This is a genomic window from Geothrix terrae (assembly GCF_022808775.1).
In the GTDB taxonomy this organism is placed as follows: Bacteria; Acidobacteriota; Holophagae; order Holophagales; family Holophagaceae; genus Geothrix; species Geothrix terrae.
Window position 1 is genome coordinate 1 of sequence record NZ_JAKZLA010000006.1, and the last position, 15,822, is coordinate 15,822.

A 15,822-nucleotide genomic window follows, 5' to 3' on the forward strand; every position below is an offset into this window, starting at 1 on the left:
GCGGCTTGACGGGCTTGGGCGGGGGCGGGGGGGCCTCGAACAAGAAGAGGTCCCGCTGCACCTTGGCCCCAGGAGGAAGCTCTCCCGCCCGGTCGAGGGCGGCCAGGTCCGGGAGTTTCCTAAGTCCCGCCAGTTGGCGCGGGTCCAGGTTCGGCCCCGTTCCCGAAGCTGTCGCGCGCCGCGTCCGGGGGGCCTCGGGCGCCAGGACGGTGTAGAGGGCGTAGGTGAGGACCAGGGCGAAGGCCACGAGGGCCGCCTGGGTCCGGCGGTTGGCCCGGAGCTCCTGGATCATGCCCTGGAAGTCGAAGGCGCGGGCCGGCGTGGTCATGCCTCCTCCTCGCGATCCGGGCCGCCGGCCTTGCGGAACGCCCGCAGCACGATGTCGATGCGGGCACCTTCGGGGCTTTCCTCCAGGCGGCCATCCCTCACGGCGAAGGGAAGCCCGGATCCCTCGAGGTCGAGCATGAAGGCCTTGTGGTTGGCGTAGATGCCCACGGCGACGAATTCCACGTCCACGGCTTCCAGGTCCGACCCGCGGGTCCCCTCCCGGCTGGGCAGGCCGTACTTCACCATCTGGAGGCGCAGGTCATGCTTCTTGGCCAGCTCGTGCAGGGTCTTGCTGAGGTTCCACTGGAGCTCGCCGGCGGAGCCGCGCGGCAGGCGGGCTTCCAGGTTCTCGAGGGTCTCCCGCCCCCGGCGGATCCGATCGGCCAATTGCTGGAGTTCCTGGAGCTGCTGCACCTGCTGGTTCCGGTTGCGCTCGGCCTCCTGCTTGGCCTTGACCTTCTGGGACCGCTGCTGGGAAGCGTCCGGGAGCAGGAAGATCGCCACGCCGAGGCCCAGGGCCAGTCCCAGGATGCCCAGCCCCAGGCGGAGGCGGCTCGCGCGGAGGGGACTGTTCATCGGGGGGGCCTCCTCGACAGGCGTGAGCCTCGGGGCGGACGCGATTCTTCATCGTCGTTCGGCGCCGGCATGGGGCGGGTCTGGGCTCCAGCCTTGTCACCCGGTGCCAGGGGGGAGGCCGGCGACGCCGGCGGGGGCGTGAGGCGTGCGGCCCCCGGGGCCGCAGGCGCGGGCGCTGGGCGTGGCGTGGCGGCTACCGGTTTGGGTGGGGCGGCCGGAGCGGTGGGCGCGGGGCCGGTCTTCACGGGGCGCAGTTCGAAGGGCGGGGGCACGGCTGCGGCGGGCACGCTCAGCTCGAAGTCCCAGCCGCCGCCCTGACGCTCGGATTCGCGCTCCAGGATCACCTCGGAGAAGACCGGAGCCGTCCTGAGCGCATCCACGAAAGCGGCCTCCGCCACGCGGCTCTGGGCCTCGGCCTTGAGCTTCATCACCACCTGTTGGCCATTGCCCCGGGTCCGCTGGAGGCTCTTCAGCCGCATGCCCGGGGCCATGCACTGCTCGAGTTCCGCGGTGACGCGGGACCAGGGCAGGCTCCGCTCCTGGAGGATGCGCTCGGCCAGCTTCCACCGGGCCTGCTCGCGGGTGGCATCCATGCTCTGGAGGGCTGCCTGGATCTGGGCCTCGGAACGCGCAGCCCGCCGGGTCTCCTCGGTCAGGCTCACGGCGTCGCGGCCCGCCCGGCTGGCCTGGTGGTAGACCCGCCAGGTGAGCCCCAGGGAGCCGAGGAGGAACGCGCCGCCGAGGCCGAGGGCGGCCCAGCCGAGGACGCGATGGTGCTGCCGCCACAGGGTCGGCCGGGGCGCCAGGTTGAGGTGGAGGACGGGAACGGCCATCAGGGCGTCTCCACCAAGGCGAACCGGTCATCCAGGATGCGCGTGGGGAGGCCCGTGTCAGGCCACGCCGGAGCGCCCCAGATCGCCAGGCTCTGTGGGGTCCGGGACTCCCGCTGGAGGAAGGCGGCACTGGGGGTGATGCGCTCTTCATTCCAGGCTTGGGGATCCAGGGGTTCCGTCCACTGGCGGAGCAGGCAGAGGGTGCGTCCCCAGGCCACCAGGGTGCCGGCGTAGCGGCCCTGGCCGGAGGGACTCAGGGAGAGGAGCATGCCCGGGAGGTCCAGCGACGGGGCCAGAAGGTTGTAGAGGTGCAGCCAGCGGGGCATGAGCCCGTGCAGGTTCCGGTCGAGGCGGAGGCCCAACTGGAGGAGGGTCTCCCGGAATTCCTCGCGGATCCCCGAGGCCAGCCAGATGCCGGGCTCGATCTCCAGAGCTTGGACGAAGTGGGGTTCCTCAAGGGCGAGGGTCTGGTTGAACCGCCACCGGAAGAAGGCCTCCTGGGCCTCGGCGCCCTTGGGCAGCTCGGCCAGGTCCCTCATCAGGACGGATGGGGTCCAGAGGTCGTCCAGCACCCAGCGGGTGGGGCCCTGGGGCAGGGAGGACAGGGCCTGGGCAAGTTGATCCTCCGTGGGGGGGCCTGAAAGGGCACGCCGGTGGATGCCGGCGTGGATCCGATGGGCTTCCAGCCACACCAGGGTCGCCGCAGGGGCCTGGAGGAAGGGAAATCTCATGGCCTTGCCTCCGCGTTTCCGGCCCCGCGTTTCGGGCACGGCGCTCCCGACCGGGCGTCCGTGGCCGGGTCGCACAGGAGAAAACGGAGGGGATGCACAGACGGCTCCTGACAAGACAGGGGAAGGAATCGAGTCTAACGGGCCTGCTCCGGATTCCCAAGGGACGGACAGCACGTCTGATATGGAATGATGGAGGCAGATGTTCCCCACCCCTTCTCCTGGAGCGCTGACCGCGTGCGCCTGATCTCCCTTGAACTCCATGGCTTCAAGTCCTTCGCAGACGCCCAGAAGCTCAGTTTCCCAGGAGGCATGACTGCGGTCGTGGGGCCCAACGGCTGCGGCAAATCGAACATTTCCGACAGCCTGGCCTGGGTGCTGGGCGAACAGCGGGCCTCGATGCTGCGCGGCGCGGAGATGGCCGACGTGATCTTCGCGGGCACGGCCCAGCGCCGGCCCACGGGCCTGGCGGAGGTGAAGCTGGCGCTGGAGATGCCGGACCCTGCCCTGCCTGGCTCCACGCGGGAGGTGACGATCTCCCGCCGCCTCTACCGCGACACCGGGAGCGAGTACCGCATCAACGGCCGGGAGGCGCGGCTCAAGGACGTCCAGGACCTGCTGCTGGACACGGGCATGGGCACCCGGGCCTACAGCTTCATCCAGCAGGGCCAGATCGACCTGATCCTCAGCAGCAAGCCCAAGGACCGGCGCCTGCTGCTGGAGGAGGCCGCCGGCATCACGCGCTACAAGCTGCGTCGGGCCGACGCGGAAAAGCGGCTGGACGAGACCCGCGGCAACCTCCAGCGGCTGGACGACATCCTCTACGAGCTGACCAAGCAGATGGATTCGCTCCGCCGCCAAGCGGCCCGCGCCCGGAAGGCGAAGGAACTCGATGCGGAGATCAAGGCCACGCAGCGGGTACTGCTGGCGGGGAAGGCGGTGGAGCTGGAGGAGGCCAAGCAGCGGATCCTGGACCACCTTGACGAGGTCGAGCGGCGGGTGGCCGAGCTCACGGCGCAGGTCTCCGAGAAGGCCTCCGAAGTGGAGGCCCTGCGCTTGTCCGTGGACGAGCAGCAGCAGGCCCAGGCCAAGCGGGCGAGCGCCATTCTCGGTCTCGACCAGCGCCTCCAGCTGGCCGACCAGGAGCGCAGCTTCCAGGAGGACCGGAGGGTCGAGGCGCGGGACCAGCGGGCCCGCCTGGAAGAGCACATCCAGATGCTGGTGGCGCGGTTGGCCGAATCCGGCGATTCCTTCACCGCGCTGGAAGCCCAGCTGAAGGAGGCCGGCGAGCGCCTCGCCCTTCAGGAGACGGAGCTGGCCAAGGCCGAGGAGGCCGTGGCCCTCGCCCAGGGGGCCCTCCGGCATGCCGAGGCGGAGCTTCATGCCCATCGCGAGCGCAAGGCCGACTCCCAGAAGGAGGCCCTGGCCCGCCAGAAGGAGCGGCTGGGGCTCCAGACGCAGATCGCCCAGCTGGAGGGCCGCCTGGACACCCTCAACCACGAGGAATCCGTCCGCGCGCCCCGCCTGGAAAGCCTCGAGGCCGAGTCGGGCCAGGTGGAGCGGGCGCTGGAGGGGCTGCTGTCCCAGCTCGAGCAGGCCGAGGAGGCCTCGCTGGATCAGCGCCGCCGGGCCGAGCAGCTGGAGGAGGCCCAGCGGGTCCTGGCCCAGGATCACCATCGGGCCGAGGCGGAGCTGGACGCCGCCGAGCGGCGCCTGCGGCAGATCTCCGACCTGCTGGCCAAGAGCTTCGGCGAGGCGGAATTGCAGAAGGGGCTCGCCTGGCTGCGGGAACAGGGCGTCCGCCCCCAGACCCTGGTGGATCTGCTCACGGTGGACGAGGCCCTGCGGCCGGACCTGGAGCGCCTGCTGGGCAGCTGGCTCCAGGTCCTGGCCGTGGAGGCGTCTCTGGCGGGCCGCGCCGCCGAGGCTCCGGGCCACCTGCTGCTGGCCTTGGAGGACAAGGGGGACCTGCCGCCTGTCCCGGAGGGTTGTGAGGCCCTGCGGGACCACCTCACGTGGACGGGCGCGAACCGCCCGCTCGGTGCCTTGCTGGATCGGGCCTTCCGATGCACGGACGCGGCCCTGCCCGCCCTGGCGGTGGCCCATCCGGACCTGGCCTTCGTCTCGCCCGCCTTCGTGCGCCTGCCCTTCGGTCCCGTGCAGCTCGGCGTGTCCGCCCCCGCGGCCTCTCCCCTGAAGCTGCGGGCGGAGCAGGAGGAGGCCAAGGCCACCCGCGAGGCCCTGCTGGACCGCATCGAGGATCTGGAGACCCGGCGCGGCAAGGGCGGCGACGACAGCCGCGCCGCCCGGGAGCGATCCGTCGAGATCGACGAGGACCTGCGGGCCCTCCGGCGGCGGGCGGACACTCTGAAGGCCCAGCGGACCTCGCTGCTGACTCAGCTCTCGGAGATCCGGGCGGCCAGCGAGCGGGCGGACGCCCTGTGGGAACAGATCGAGGCCGAGATCAAAGGCCTTCAGGGCCAGCTCCGGGACCTGGAAGCCCACCCGGAGGAGGCCAACGACACAGCCCTGGAAGAGGCCATCCGCCAGGCCGAGGAACTGGTCCGCGAGGCGCGGCATCGGCTGGATGAGCGCCGGGATCAGCGCGGCGAGGTGGCGCGCGCCCGTGACGCGGCCTGGGCGGAGCGGGACGGCCATGAGCGGCATCTCCAGCTGGCCCAGCGGGGCCGCTTCGACCTGGAGGCGGAACGGCAGCGCCTGGAGGTGGAGGCCTCCGAGCAGGGCAGCCGCATGGAAGCCTGCGTCCAGCGCCTCGCCGGCCTGGAATCGGAATCCCAGGGCCTGCTGAGGGAGCGGGAGGAGGTGCAGGCCCTGGCCCAGGAGGCGCAGCCCCACCTCGAGCTGGACCAGGAGACTCTCCGGGTGCAGGAGCGGGCGGCCCGCGAGCTTCAGGAGGCCCTGGAGAACGCCCGGGCCCAGCACCAGGAGGTGCTCATCCATGGCGCGCAGGTCCAGGGCAGCCAGGAGGCACTGGCCAAGGAGGTCGAGCTGGCCCTGGGGTTGGAGATCCCCGCCTTCCTGGCCGGCATCACTGAGGCCGAGCGGGAGGCCTGGGCCGAGGGCGGGCTGGTCCACCAGACCCGCCTCAACGAGCTCCAGGGCCGGCGCATGGACCTGGGTGGGGTGAATCCCCTGGCCATCCAGGAACTGGAGGAGGCGGAGACCCGCCTGGCCTTCATGAACGAACAGCGGGCCGACGTCACCGCGGCCATCGGCAACCTCGAGTCCACCATCCAGGAGATCAACGCCACCAGCGAGGAGCGCTTCAGGGAGGCCTTCGACTTCGTGAACACGCGGTTCCAGGAGGTGTTCCGGGAGGCCTTCGGCGGCGGTCAGGCCCAGCTGAGCCTGGAGGACCCCAAGAACCTGCTGGAATGCGGCATCGAGATCACCGCCCAGCCCCCGGGCAAGAGCGCCAAGGCCCTCACCCTGCTGAGCGGCGGCGAGAAGGCTCTGACGGCCATCTCGCTCCTCTTCGCCATCTTCCACTTCAAGCCCAGCCCCTTCTGCGTGCTGGACGAGGTCGACGCCCCGCTGGACGAAGCGAACGTGGGCCGCTTCGCCGCCATGGTCCAGAAGATGAAGGTCGACACCCAGTTCATCGTCATAACCCACCAGAAGCCCACCATGGTGGCCGCGGACACGCTCTACGGCGTCACCATGGAAGAGGCCGGTTGCTCGCGCCTGGTGAGCGTCCAGCTCCGCGAGGCCGAGGCCCTGGTCTGAGCATCCGGTGTGACGGAATGGGTGGTGAACACCCTTTTCGCCCTCCGGTCCATGCCCTGCAAGGGCGATCGGCCTGTCAATGCGAAAGAAAGCGTAAATTGTGGAAAACCCCGGATTGGAATTGTCCGGCAGATCCGTCAGACGTATTTAATTTAAAAATTGATTTGATTCAATTTGAATAGATGCAAATCGACATTAAAACACCCCCGAAGTCCATCGAGGAACAGGGTTTAGCCCTTCCAGAAAGGATCAATCCACAGGCTTTTCCACAGAGGCGTCCTGGCGATTTGTAACTATCTGGTAATGCTGGGGTGACTTCGGTGTGTCAGCTTTCCAGCTCGGCGGCGAGGAACTCGGGCCGCAGCCATTCGCGGAGGGTCTCTTCGCCCACGCCCAGCTTGGTGAGATGCTCGGTGGCCATCTTCATGCTCTGGCCCGCGTCCCGGCAGATGAGCAGCCGCTGCTTCCAGGCTTCGATGGCGCGATGTCGCAGGTCGGGCTCGCCCTGGTCCATGCGCTTCTCCAGCACGAAACCCAGGTTGTTGGCCGCTTTGCGATGGCTGGGCTCCAGGGTCAGGGCCTTTTCATAGGCCTCCGTGGCCTCCGTCAGGCGTCCCGCAACTTCCAGGGCCACGCCCCGGGCGTTCCACACATCCGAGTCATCGGGGGCGAGGGCCATGGCCTGGTCCACCATGCCCATCTGGTCCTCGGGGCGGTTGGAGGAACGGTAGACCTCGGACAGCCCGAGGTAGGCGCTGTACTCGCCGGGATCCGTCTCCAGGGCCTTCAGGAACGCCTGCTCGGCGGCAGGCCCCTGGCGGGTCTCGATGAGGGCATAGCCCAGCTGGACCTGGAGGTCCGCCGCATCGGGTTCCCGCATCATGGCCTCGCGGTAGCAGCGGAGCGCGTCCTCCCAGCGGGATTCCTCGCGGGCCATGTCGCCCAGCGCGGCCCACGGATTCGCGGCTTCCGGATCGGTCTCCGTGGCGAGGCTGAAGTAGGAGACGGCACCTTCGCGGTCCCCCATGTCGCGCTTCAGCTCGCCCAGCAGGGCCTGGGCCTCCGCCAGCACCGGCGCGGGGGGGGCGAGGAGCATCAGGGTGTGGAGCTGGCCCTGGGCGAGCTCCAGATGTCCCTGCTCGCTGAAGATCTCAGCGAGGATGAAGTAGCTGGCCGGATCGCACACGTGCAGGCTGCGAGCCCGTTGGATGCAGCGCAGGCCTTCCGCGAGTTCGCCGCGCTTCAGCAGCATCTCACCGAGGGCGTGCCAGCCCCAGTAGTAGGACCCATCCGTCTGGAGCGCCGCCACCAGCTGCGCCTCGGCGCCGCTCCAGTCGGACAGCTGGTCCATGGCGATGGCGAGCAGGCGCAGGGTGCGGGGATCCGTGGGCCGCAGGCTGAGGGACTTCAGCAACCAGGCCTTGGCTTCCGCGGCCTGGCCGCGATGCAGGTGCACGAGGCCCGTGAGCTCGAGGGCCTTGGGATCCTGGCCGTCGAGGGCGAGAGCCTGGTGGAGGGCGAGCTCCGCCCCGTCGATGTCCTGGAGGAGAAGGCGCAGGTAGCCCAGGTTGCGCAGGTGGCCGCCGCACTCGGGGTGCTCATCCCGGAGGGATTCGAGCTGTGCCAGCAGGTCAAGGCCCTCTTCCTCCTCGGCGTTGTCGCTGAAGCAGAGCAGGCGCTCGAACCAGGCCTCCGCGTGGGAGCGGTCCTCGACCAGGAGCTGCTCCAGGACCTCTTGGGCCTCTGCGTGCCGGGCGCGGCCGTTGAGGGCCCGAGCCAGCTTGAGGCGGTCAGCAAACGACGTTCCGGCCGCGGCCTTGAGGGCCGTCAGGTCCGGGTCGAGCAGCTTGATCCAGGGGCGTGCCATGGGATGCCTCGTGAGGGAGTCCAGGGTATCACCGCGATGGTGCCAGCGCTGCCGCGAGCCCGTCGCAAAGCAGCTGCGCCATGGCGCCGCGGGTCTCGACCGTGGCGGAGCCGAGGTGGGGGAGCAGCACGGCGCGGGGTGCCTTCAGCCAACGCGGATTGAGGCGCGGTTCACCTTCGTACACGTCCAGGCCCGCCCCGCCGAGGCGGCCCGATTCCAGCAGGTCGATGACGGCGTTCTCATCCATGATGCCGCCGCGCGCGGTGTTGATGATCACCGCGCCCTGGGGCAGCTTCTCAAGCGCAGCGCGGCCCAGCATGCCGCGGGTCTGGTCCGTCAGCGGGCAGTGGAGGGACAGCACGAGGCTCTTCGGGAGCAGGTCCGCCAGGGGCAGGCGCGCGGCCCTGCCGGCGCCGAAGTCCACCTCGCCGCCTCGGCCCTCGCGATCCCAGAACCAGGGCGTCATGCCCAGGGCCTGGGCACGGCGGGCGAAGGCCTGGCCGATGGGGCCGCTGCCGAGGATGCCGCAGCCCTTGCCGGAGAGGCCCAGGCCCAGCAGCTGGTCGGGCGCCCAGCCCTTCCACGCGCCGGACCGCACGAGCGCCTCGCCTTCCGCCACGCGGCGGGTCACGGCCATGAGCAGGGCCAGGGCGATGTCGGCGGTGGCGTCCGTCAGCACGCCGGGCGTGTTCACCACGGCGATGCCGCGGGCCTGGCAGGCCTTCACGGGCAGGTGGTTCACGCCCACGGAGTAGGTGCCGATGGCCTTCAGCCTCGGCGCGGCGTCGAGGTCCGTCTCGGTGATGGGCTCGGAGAGCATCACCACCAGGGCCTCGGCCTCGGGCAGGGCGGCGTTCCATTCCGGGGAGCGGAAGGCCGCCAGCCGGAGGTCGGGAAAGCGGGTGCCGAGCTCGGCCAAGGCGGGGCCGACGAGAGGGGAGGTGGAGAGGATTCGCGTGCTCATCGCTGCAGGGCCTTCAAAGCAAGGCGGATGGCCTCCGCCAGGGGCGGCTTCGAGGTGCGGAGGTCCGCCACCACCGGCAGCACCACGTCCTCCTTGAAGCCAAGATTCGTCAGGGCGGAGCGGAGGTTCTCCTCCCAGGGGTCGCCCGCAGGCCCGCCCGCCAAGCCGTCCAGGCCCGACAGGCCGCCCAGCTTCTCCGACAGCTCGAAGCACATCTTCTCGGCGGTCTTCTTCCCCACGCCGGGGATGCGCGTGAGGGCCTTCACGTCCCGGCCCCGGATGGCCCGCACCAGGTCCTCGAGGCTGAGGGCGCCCAGGGCCGCCAGGGCCATCTTGGGCCCCACGCCGTCCACCTTCACCAGCAGCCGGTAGAGCTCCCGCTCCTGGGTGGAGGAGAAGCCCAGCAGCGCGATCTCGTTCTCGCGCACCAACAGCTCCGTGTGCAGTACTACCTGGGAGCCCGACTCCGGCAGCAGGCCGTAGGTGGAGAGGCTGATGGCCGCGGCGTAGCCCACGCCCCCGCACTCGACGAGGGCCAGGTTCGGCAGCTTCTGGATGAGTTCCCCGCGCAGGCGTCCGATCATGTTTCGAGGATACCGGAAGGGAAACCCCCGGGACGGCGGCGTTTCCTGCCGCTACATCCAGTAGCGGAAGAGCGAGTCCACCAGCCGGGCGACCACGTCGCCGTTGCGCCGGTTGCGCTCCTCGCGGCCGGGAAGCTCCGGATAGGCCGGCACGGGATCGTGCAGGGTCCGCCCGACTTCCGGCCCCAGCAGGTCGCGCCAGCGGTCCAGCCATGCGTCGGGAAGCCTTTCCGGGATGGGGAGGTCCATCAGCGTGAGATAGAGGATCGTCCAGACCCTGGCCACGACCTGGGCCTCGTAGCCGCCGCCCAGGGTGAAGAGCGCCCGGCCCTGGGTGTGGTCGGCGGCCAGGTCGAGGATCCGGCCGTAGAGGGCCTGGAAGGCCTGGGTGGTCAGGGCCAAGTCTCCGAGAGGGTCGGCGAAATGCGCGTCCGCGCCGGCCTGCACCACCAGGACGTGGGGCGAGAACCACTCCAGGGCCCGCGGCACCACGGCGTCGAAGGCCTCCAGGTAGCTCTCGGACTCCGTGAAGGGCTCCAGGGGAATGTTGACGCTGAGTCCCCGCGCGGTGCCGGCGCCCAGCTCCTGGATGTGGCCGGTGCCGGGATAGAGGTAGTGCCCCGTCTCATGCAGGCTGATGGTCAGCACCTGATCACTGTCGTAGAAGAGGCTCTGGACCCCGTCCCCGTGGTGGAGGTCGATGTCGAGGTAGGCCACGCGCCAGCCATGACGCACCATGGCCCGGATGGCCACGGCCAGGTCGTTGTACATGCAGAACCCCGCCGCCCGGTTCTTTTGGGCGTGGTGCAGCCCTCCGCCCAGCTGGAGCACCCGGGTCTCGGCCCCCTCCATCAGGAGCCGCGCCCCGTGGAGGGTTCCACCCACCAGCCAGCGGGCCGCGAGGTCCATGCCGGGGAAGATGGGGTTGTCCGGCGTCCCCAACCCGAACTGCTCGGCCTCGGGTCTGGACCCGCCGTGATCCAGGGCCTCGACCATGGCCACGTAGGCCTCGTCGTGGATCGTGAGGATCTCCTCCCGGGTGGCCGGAGGCGCCGCGATGGGCGAGGTGGCGTGACCCAGGGTGTGGATCAGGTCCAGGAGCATGGCGAGCCGCGCCGGCGTGAAGGGGTGCTCCGGCCCGAAGTCGTACCCGGCGTACTCCGGGCGGTAGATCAGTGCTGCCATGGCTTCTGGATGGGCCACAGGACCTCGAACTCCGCCTGCCGGAGCTCGTCCGCCAGGGGGCGGATCTGGTTGGAATCCACCCGCAGCACCGTGCGGACAGCCTCGGGCGAGGGGTAGGTGAGGATGGAGTGGATGTTGACGTGGCGCTCCGCGAGGAAGGCCGTGAGGCGGGCCAGCTCGCCGGGCCGGTCCGCAAGGGCCACCTCGAGCCGGGAAGAGGGCTTGGTCACCCCGGTGAGGATCATCAGGGCGTCCAGCAGGTCCATGCCCGTGAGGATGCCCACCAGCTCCATGCCGTCCACCACAGGCAGGCAGCCGATCTTGTGCTCCCGCATGATCCGGGCGGCATCCTCCACGGGATCCAGGGGATCCGCCGTCAGGGGCGGGCTGCTCATGACGGCGGAGACGGGGTCCCCGGCGGGTCGGGGGTGCTGGCAGAGGCTGCTGGTGGCCAGGCGGAGGTCGCGGTCCGTGAGGACGCCCACCAGGCGTCCCCGGTCCACCACCGGCAGGTGGCGGAAGCCGCGGTCCTGGAGCAGCTGGTAGGCCTCTCCGATGGTGGCCTCCGCGGAGACCACTGTCACCGGCCGGCGCATCATCTCCTTCACGAGCATGGCGGTCCTCCTCGGGATTCAGGGCTTGCGGAACCCGACCTGGGTGAAGGTCAGGCGCAGGTCCGGCTGCAGGGGCAGAGGGCTGAGGGCGCCGGTCTCACCGTGTACGGCGACCTGGGCCTCCAGGGTGTGGAGCCAGGGCAGCTCCTCCACGAGCTGGGTCAGGCGGCCCAGAGTCTCGCCCAGCCCGTTGCCAGGCGGCAGGTGCATCCGCTCGAGGACGTCGGCGATATCCAGGTCCGTGAGCGGGGTGATGCGCAGGATGGAGCCCACGCCCTGGCGGTGGAAGCGCCAGATGGGCCCGAAGTCGGGATCCGTGGTGAGGTTGAGCCCCACCCTGGGGCCTCGCCGCTCGGCGGGCTCCGGGAGGTTCGTGACGGGGACGCCGAAGAGCCCCATGAGCTCCCGGGCCTGGGTTGCGGAGAGGATCGCCTGGGCGGAATCGGGCAGCTTCTCCACCAGCTGCTCCACGCGCCGCCGGGCCTCGCCGGCATTGATGTCCGCGTAGCCCTGGAACCGGCCCGGGGGCTGCCGGCGGAAGTGGGCGTACTGGACCACCTTGGACAGGGCCAGGGCCGCCGACTCCGGAAAGCGGTAGGAGGGGAAGGTTCGGTTCAGGCCGCCGCTCTCGCCGAGGGCGGTCGACCCCACCGGAATGGCGCCGCTCACGCCCATGAGGGAGAGCAGGGTGGGTTTGGGGATGCCCGTGGTCTGTTCGGCCCGCACGGCGGCCCGCCGGATGGCCCGGGCCACCAGGTCAGGATCGCAGTCCCCCAGGCAGGCGAAGGAGGCGATGAGGGCGTCCACCTCGGGATGCTCCAGAGCCTCCCGGCAGGCCCGTTCATAGTGTTCCGCCGTGGCCATGGCGTGGAGGTCCACCACGCCGGGACCCGCGATCCGCATGCCGTGGGATTCGCAGGCGTCCGCGCAGATGGTGGCCACGCCGCCGGAATTGCTGACGATGGCCACCCGGTCGCCCCGCGGGAGGGGCTGGTGCGAGAGCAGCAGCGCGATGTCGAACAGATCCTCCAGGGTGTCGGCCCGGATCACGCCGGCCTGGTGGAAGAGGGCCTCCACCTCCGCGTCGTTCTGGGGACTCGCCGCGATGTGGGCCTGGGCGACGCGCCGCCCGGCATGGCTCCGGGCGCTCTTCACGCAGAGCACGGGCTTGCGGTGGGAGATCCGGCGGGCCAGCCGGGCGAAGCGGCGCGGATTCCCGAAGGTCTCCAGGTAGAGCAGGGCCAGGTCCGTGTCCGGGTCCTCCTCCCAGTACTGGAGCAGATCGTTGCCCGAGACGTCGGCCCGGTTCCCGGCGGAGACGAAGGAGGAGAACCCCAACCCGCGCTCCGCGGCGTACTGCAGGATCACCACGCCCAGGGCCGCGGAGTGGCTGAAGAAACCCACCCGTCCGCGCGGCGGCATCGCCGTGGCCAGGCTGGCGTTCAACTGGACGGCGGCGTGGGTATTGAGGAGCCCCAGGCAGTTGGGGCCCACCAGGCGCGCCCCGCGGCTGCGGGCGAGGCGCACCAGCCGTTCCTGGCGCCGGGCCCCCTCCGGGCCCGTCTCGGCGAATCCGGCGGTGAGGACCAGGAGGCCGCGCGCGCCCTTGTCCAGGGCCCGCCGGGCGAGGGCGGACACCTTGGCCGCCGGCACCGCCAGTACCACCAGATCCGGGGCCTCCGGCAGGGAGGCCAGGGAAGGATAGGCCTGCATGCCTTCGATGGTCTTGGCCCTGGGGTTGACCGGATAGACCGTGCCTTGGAAGCCTCCCTTGAGGATGTTGCGGAAGATGGTGCTCCCCACGGAGCCGGGATCCCGGGAGGCCCCCACCACGGCCACGCTGCCCGGCCGCAGGAGCGGCACCAGGGAGTTGGCGGTGGCCACCCGCTCGCGGATCTCGGCCCGTTCCCGCTGGGCCTCGGGGGCGCTCAGGGGGAACCGCACATGGATGATGCCGCCCTCCATGGCCCGGGTGGTCTCGAACCCGGAGTCCCGGAAGACATTGACCATCTTCTGGTTCTCATGGAGCACCTCGGCCTCGAAGCCGACATAGCCCGCGCCCGCCGCCAGACCTGCGAGCCGCTCGAGGATCAGCGTGCCGATGCCCCGCCCCTGATGGGCGTCCGCGATCATGAACGCAACCTCGGCGACGGCCCCGCCATCGCCCACGTAGTTCCCCAGGCCCAGCACCTGCTGCTCCGCCCCCTCGCCCTCGATGGCCAGGAGGCAGGCCCGCTGGCGGGGGTTCTCGTCGCAGAGATCCTCCACGAACTTGCGGGAGACGCTCGACACGCCGCCCATGAAGCGCATGGCCATGCTCTCCCGGGAGAGCCCGCGGATGAAGGTCTCCACGCGGTCCGTGTCCTCCGGGGAGGCGATCCGTAGCAAGACCCCCTGGCCGTCCTTCAGGAGGACGAATTCCCGGTAGCCTGCGCCGTCAGGGATGATGCTGAACACAGGGTGCCTCGCGGATCGGGGTGCAATGCGACCACCCTATCATGCGCCCCCGGGGCCGGGCCCTACTTGAGATCCTTTCTCCCCCTGCATGTCGTTTTTCATCCTGGACGGCCAGTCATGGCCGTCCTAGATTGCTCTATACCCCCCAAGCGAATCAGGAGGACCAGATGAATGGTCGCGAAGCGTTTCTCCAGGCCAGGGACTTCCTCGTCCAGCACCGGGAGGACTATGAAGGTGCCCGAAGCGGCTTCCGCTGGCCCGTCCTCGACACCTTCAACTGGGCCCTGGACTACTTCGACACCTATGCCGCGGGCAACGACCGGCCCGCGCTGTGGATCGTCGAGGAGAACGGGACGGAGACGAAGGTCAGCTTCCGGGAGCTCTCGCAGCGGAGCAACCAGGTGGCCAACACCCTGCGGGCCATGGGGGTGAAGCGCGGCGACGGCCTGCTGATCATGCTGGACAACGTCCTCCCCCTCTGGGAGGTGATGCTGGCCTGCATCAAGCTCGGCGCGGTGCTGGTTCCGTCCACCCTGCTGCTCTCCCAGGCGGACCTCCAGGACCGCATCGAGCGCGGCGGCATCCGGCACCTGGTGGTGGATTCCGCCCAGACGGCCAAGTTCGACGGCCTGGATGCCAGTCTCACCCGCATCAGCGTGGGCGCCGCGGTGCCTGGCTGGCACGACGTGTCCGAGCTCTACGCGGGCTCAACCGCCTTCGCGCCCGATGCGCCCACCCGCGCCACGGACCCCATGCTGCTCTACTTCACCTCCGGCACCACGGCCAAGCCCAAGCTGGTGGTCCACACCCACCAGTCCTATCCCGTGGGCCACCTGTCCACGATGTACTGGGTGGGCCTGCGGGAGGGCGACGTCCACTACAACATCAGCTCGCCGGGCTGGGCCAAGCACGCCTGGAGCAGCTTCTTCGCGCCCTGGAACGCCGGGGCCTGCATCTTCGTCTACCGCGCGGCCCGCTTCAGCGCCTCGGCCACCCTCAAGACCATCGTCGACAAGGGGGTGACCACCCTCTGCGCACCGCCCACTGTGTGGCGCCTCTTCATCCAGGAGGACCTGGCGGCCTACAAGGTGAAGCTCCGCGCCCTGGTGGGCGCCGGCGAGCCCCTGAACCCCGAGGTCATCAGCCAGGTGGAGAAGGCCTGGGGCCTCACCATCCGCGACGGCTACGGGCAGACGGAGACCACCGCCATCGTGGGCAACTCGCCCGGGCAGGCCGTGAAGTCGGGCTCCATGGGCCGCCCTTTGCCGGGCTTCCATGTGGCGCTGCTGGACTCCGAGGGGAAGGAGGCGGAGGAGGGCGAGATCGCCCTCAAGCTGAACCCCCGACCCACCAGCCTCATGGCCGGCTACAAGGATGATCCGGAGAAGATGCGCAAGGCCGAGGCCGAAGGCTGGTACCGCACCGGCGACGTGGCCACCTGCGACGAGGACGGCTACCTCTGCTTCGTGGGTCGTGCGGACGATGTCTTCAAGAGCTCCGACTACCGGATCAGCCCCTTCGAGCTGGAGTCCTTCCTCATCGAGCACGAATCCGTGGCCGAGGCGGCGGTGGTGCCGAGCCCGGACCCCCTCAAGCTCTCCGTGCCCAAGGCCTACATCATCCTGCGGGCGGGGTATGCGCCGGACCGGGCCATGGCCCTGACCCTGTTCCGCTTCATCCGCGAGCGAATCTCCCCGTACAAGCGCATCCGCATCATCGAGTTCGGCGACCTCCCCAAGACCATCTCGGGCAAGATCCGGCGGGTGGAGCTGCGGAAGCGGGCCGCGGATCCCACGTCATCCTCCCTAGAGTTCCGCGAGGAGCAGTTCCCTGAACTGAAGTAGCCATCGCCCTGGGAAGCCCGCTGCAACTTACCTGAGGACAGGTATTGGAAGGGCGGGCTCCCCATCGAAGAATGGAGATCCGTCCCCGTTCCCGTC

General features: G+C 70.0%; 12 protein-coding genes. 2 read left to right on the forward strand and 10 right to left on the reverse strand.

What is annotated here, in order from left to right; all coding sequences use genetic code 11:
* The 4 genes from MLE42_RS11685 to MLE42_RS11700 form a co-directional block, all read right to left on the reverse strand.
* The coding region (locus MLE42_RS11685) for a hypothetical protein (RefSeq protein ID WP_243288064.1) at positions 1-328 on the reverse strand (328 nt) is incomplete at its 3' end.
* Positions 325-903 carry a hypothetical protein gene (locus MLE42_RS11690; RefSeq protein ID WP_243288065.1) on the reverse strand — a complete coding sequence of 193 codons (579 nt, stop codon included), beginning with the start codon at positions 901-903 and terminating at the stop codon, positions 325-327. The genes MLE42_RS11690 and MLE42_RS11685, both read right to left, overlap by 4 nt.
* On the reverse strand, positions 900-1,736 hold the full coding sequence (locus tag MLE42_RS11695; RefSeq protein ID WP_243288066.1) for a hypothetical protein: 837 nt from the start codon (positions 1,734-1,736) through the stop codon (positions 900-902). The genes MLE42_RS11690 and MLE42_RS11695 overlap by 4 nt, the downstream gene beginning before the upstream one ends.
* A complete protein-coding gene (locus tag MLE42_RS11700) occupies positions 1,736-2,467 on the reverse strand; it encodes a hypothetical protein (protein ID WP_243288067.1) in 732 nt (243 codons plus the stop codon). Before MLE42_RS11700 ends, MLE42_RS11695 begins: the two co-directional genes overlap by 1 nt.
* Positions 2,468-2,656: 189 nt before the next feature.
* Between MLE42_RS11700 and smc the strand changes: the two genes are divergently transcribed.
* On the forward strand, positions 2,657-6,211 hold the full coding sequence (gene smc, locus MLE42_RS11705) for a chromosome segregation protein SMC (RefSeq protein ID WP_243288068.1): 3,555 nt from the start codon (positions 2,657-2,659) through the stop codon (positions 6,209-6,211).
* 325 nt (positions 6,212-6,536) lie between these two features.
* Here smc and MLE42_RS11710 read toward each other — a convergent pair whose 3' ends face one another.
* Genes MLE42_RS11710 through MLE42_RS11735 form a run of 6 tightly spaced genes read right to left on the reverse strand, consistent with a single transcriptional unit; the run spans position 6,537 to position 13,882 of the window.
* Entirely contained in the window at positions 6,537-8,078 is a 1,542-nt protein-coding gene (locus MLE42_RS11710) for a tetratricopeptide repeat protein (RefSeq protein ID WP_243288069.1), read from the reverse strand.
* 28 nt (positions 8,079-8,106) lie between these two features.
* Complete coding sequence (locus tag MLE42_RS11715; protein ID WP_243288070.1) at positions 8,107-9,042, reverse strand: 2-hydroxyacid dehydrogenase; 936 nt, start codon at positions 9,040-9,042, stop codon at positions 8,107-8,109.
* On the reverse strand, positions 9,039-9,626 hold the full coding sequence (gene ruvA, locus MLE42_RS11720) for a Holliday junction branch migration protein RuvA (RefSeq protein WP_243288071.1): 588 nt from the start codon (positions 9,624-9,626) through the stop codon (positions 9,039-9,041). The genes MLE42_RS11715 and ruvA overlap by 4 nt, the downstream gene beginning before the upstream one ends.
* A gap of 51 nt (positions 9,627-9,677) precedes the next feature.
* The gene (locus MLE42_RS11725; protein ID WP_243288072.1) at positions 9,678-10,811 is read right to left on the reverse strand and encodes an acetoin utilization protein AcuC; all 1,134 of its coding nucleotides are present in this window, start codon (positions 10,809-10,811) and stop codon (positions 9,678-9,680) included.
* Positions 10,799-11,425, reverse strand: coding sequence for a CBS and ACT domain-containing protein (locus MLE42_RS11730; protein WP_243288073.1), 627 nt, complete (start codon positions 11,423-11,425; stop codon positions 10,799-10,801). Before MLE42_RS11730 ends, MLE42_RS11725 begins: the two co-directional genes overlap by 13 nt.
* A gap of 18 nt (positions 11,426-11,443) precedes the next feature.
* Complete coding sequence (locus tag MLE42_RS11735; protein ID WP_243288074.1) at positions 11,444-13,882, reverse strand: bifunctional acetate--CoA ligase family protein/GNAT family N-acetyltransferase; 2,439 nt, start codon at positions 13,880-13,882, stop codon at positions 11,444-11,446.
* A 167-nt stretch (positions 13,883-14,049) separates the two neighbouring features.
* Between MLE42_RS11735 and MLE42_RS11740 the strand changes: the two genes are divergently transcribed.
* Positions 14,050-15,726: an AMP-binding protein gene (locus MLE42_RS11740; protein ID WP_243288075.1), complete on the forward strand. Its 1,677-nt coding sequence runs from the start codon at positions 14,050-14,052 to the stop codon at positions 15,724-15,726.
* Positions 15,727-15,822: the final 96 nt, after the last annotated feature.

What these genes read in the sequence shown, in the direction of transcription:
- MLE42_RS11690 (WP_243288065.1), bottom strand. Translation starts at nt 903, where the DNA reads ATGAACAGTCCCCTCCGCGCGAGCCGCCTCCGCCTGGGGCTGGGCATC.
- MLE42_RS11695 (WP_243288066.1), bottom strand. Translation starts at nt 1,736, where the DNA reads ATGGCCGTTCCCGTCCTCCACCTCAACCTGGCGCCCCGGCCGACCCTG.
- MLE42_RS11700 (WP_243288067.1), bottom strand. Translation starts at nt 2,467, where the DNA reads ATGAGATTTCCCTTCCTCCAGGCCCCTGCGGCGACCCTGGTGTGGCTG.
- smc (WP_243288068.1), top strand. Translation starts at nt 2,657, where the DNA reads ATGGAGGCAGATGTTCCCCACCCCTTCTCCTGGAGCGCTGACCGCGTG.
- MLE42_RS11710 (WP_243288069.1), bottom strand. Translation starts at nt 8,078, where the DNA reads ATGGCACGCCCCTGGATCAAGCTGCTCGACCCGGACCTGACGGCCCTC.
- MLE42_RS11715 (WP_243288070.1), bottom strand. Translation starts at nt 9,042, where the DNA reads ATGAGCACGCGAATCCTCTCCACCTCCCCTCTCGTCGGCCCCGCCTTG.
- ruvA (WP_243288071.1), bottom strand. Translation starts at nt 9,626, where the DNA reads ATGATCGGACGCCTGCGCGGGGAACTCATCCAGAAGCTGCCGAACCTG.
- MLE42_RS11725 (WP_243288072.1), bottom strand. Translation starts at nt 10,811, where the DNA reads ATGGCAGCACTGATCTACCGCCCGGAGTACGCCGGGTACGACTTCGGG.
- MLE42_RS11730 (WP_243288073.1), bottom strand. Translation starts at nt 11,425, where the DNA reads ATGCTCGTGAAGGAGATGATGCGCCGGCCGGTGACAGTGGTCTCCGCG.
- MLE42_RS11740 (WP_243288075.1), top strand. Translation starts at nt 14,050, where the DNA reads ATGAATGGTCGCGAAGCGTTTCTCCAGGCCAGGGACTTCCTCGTCCAG.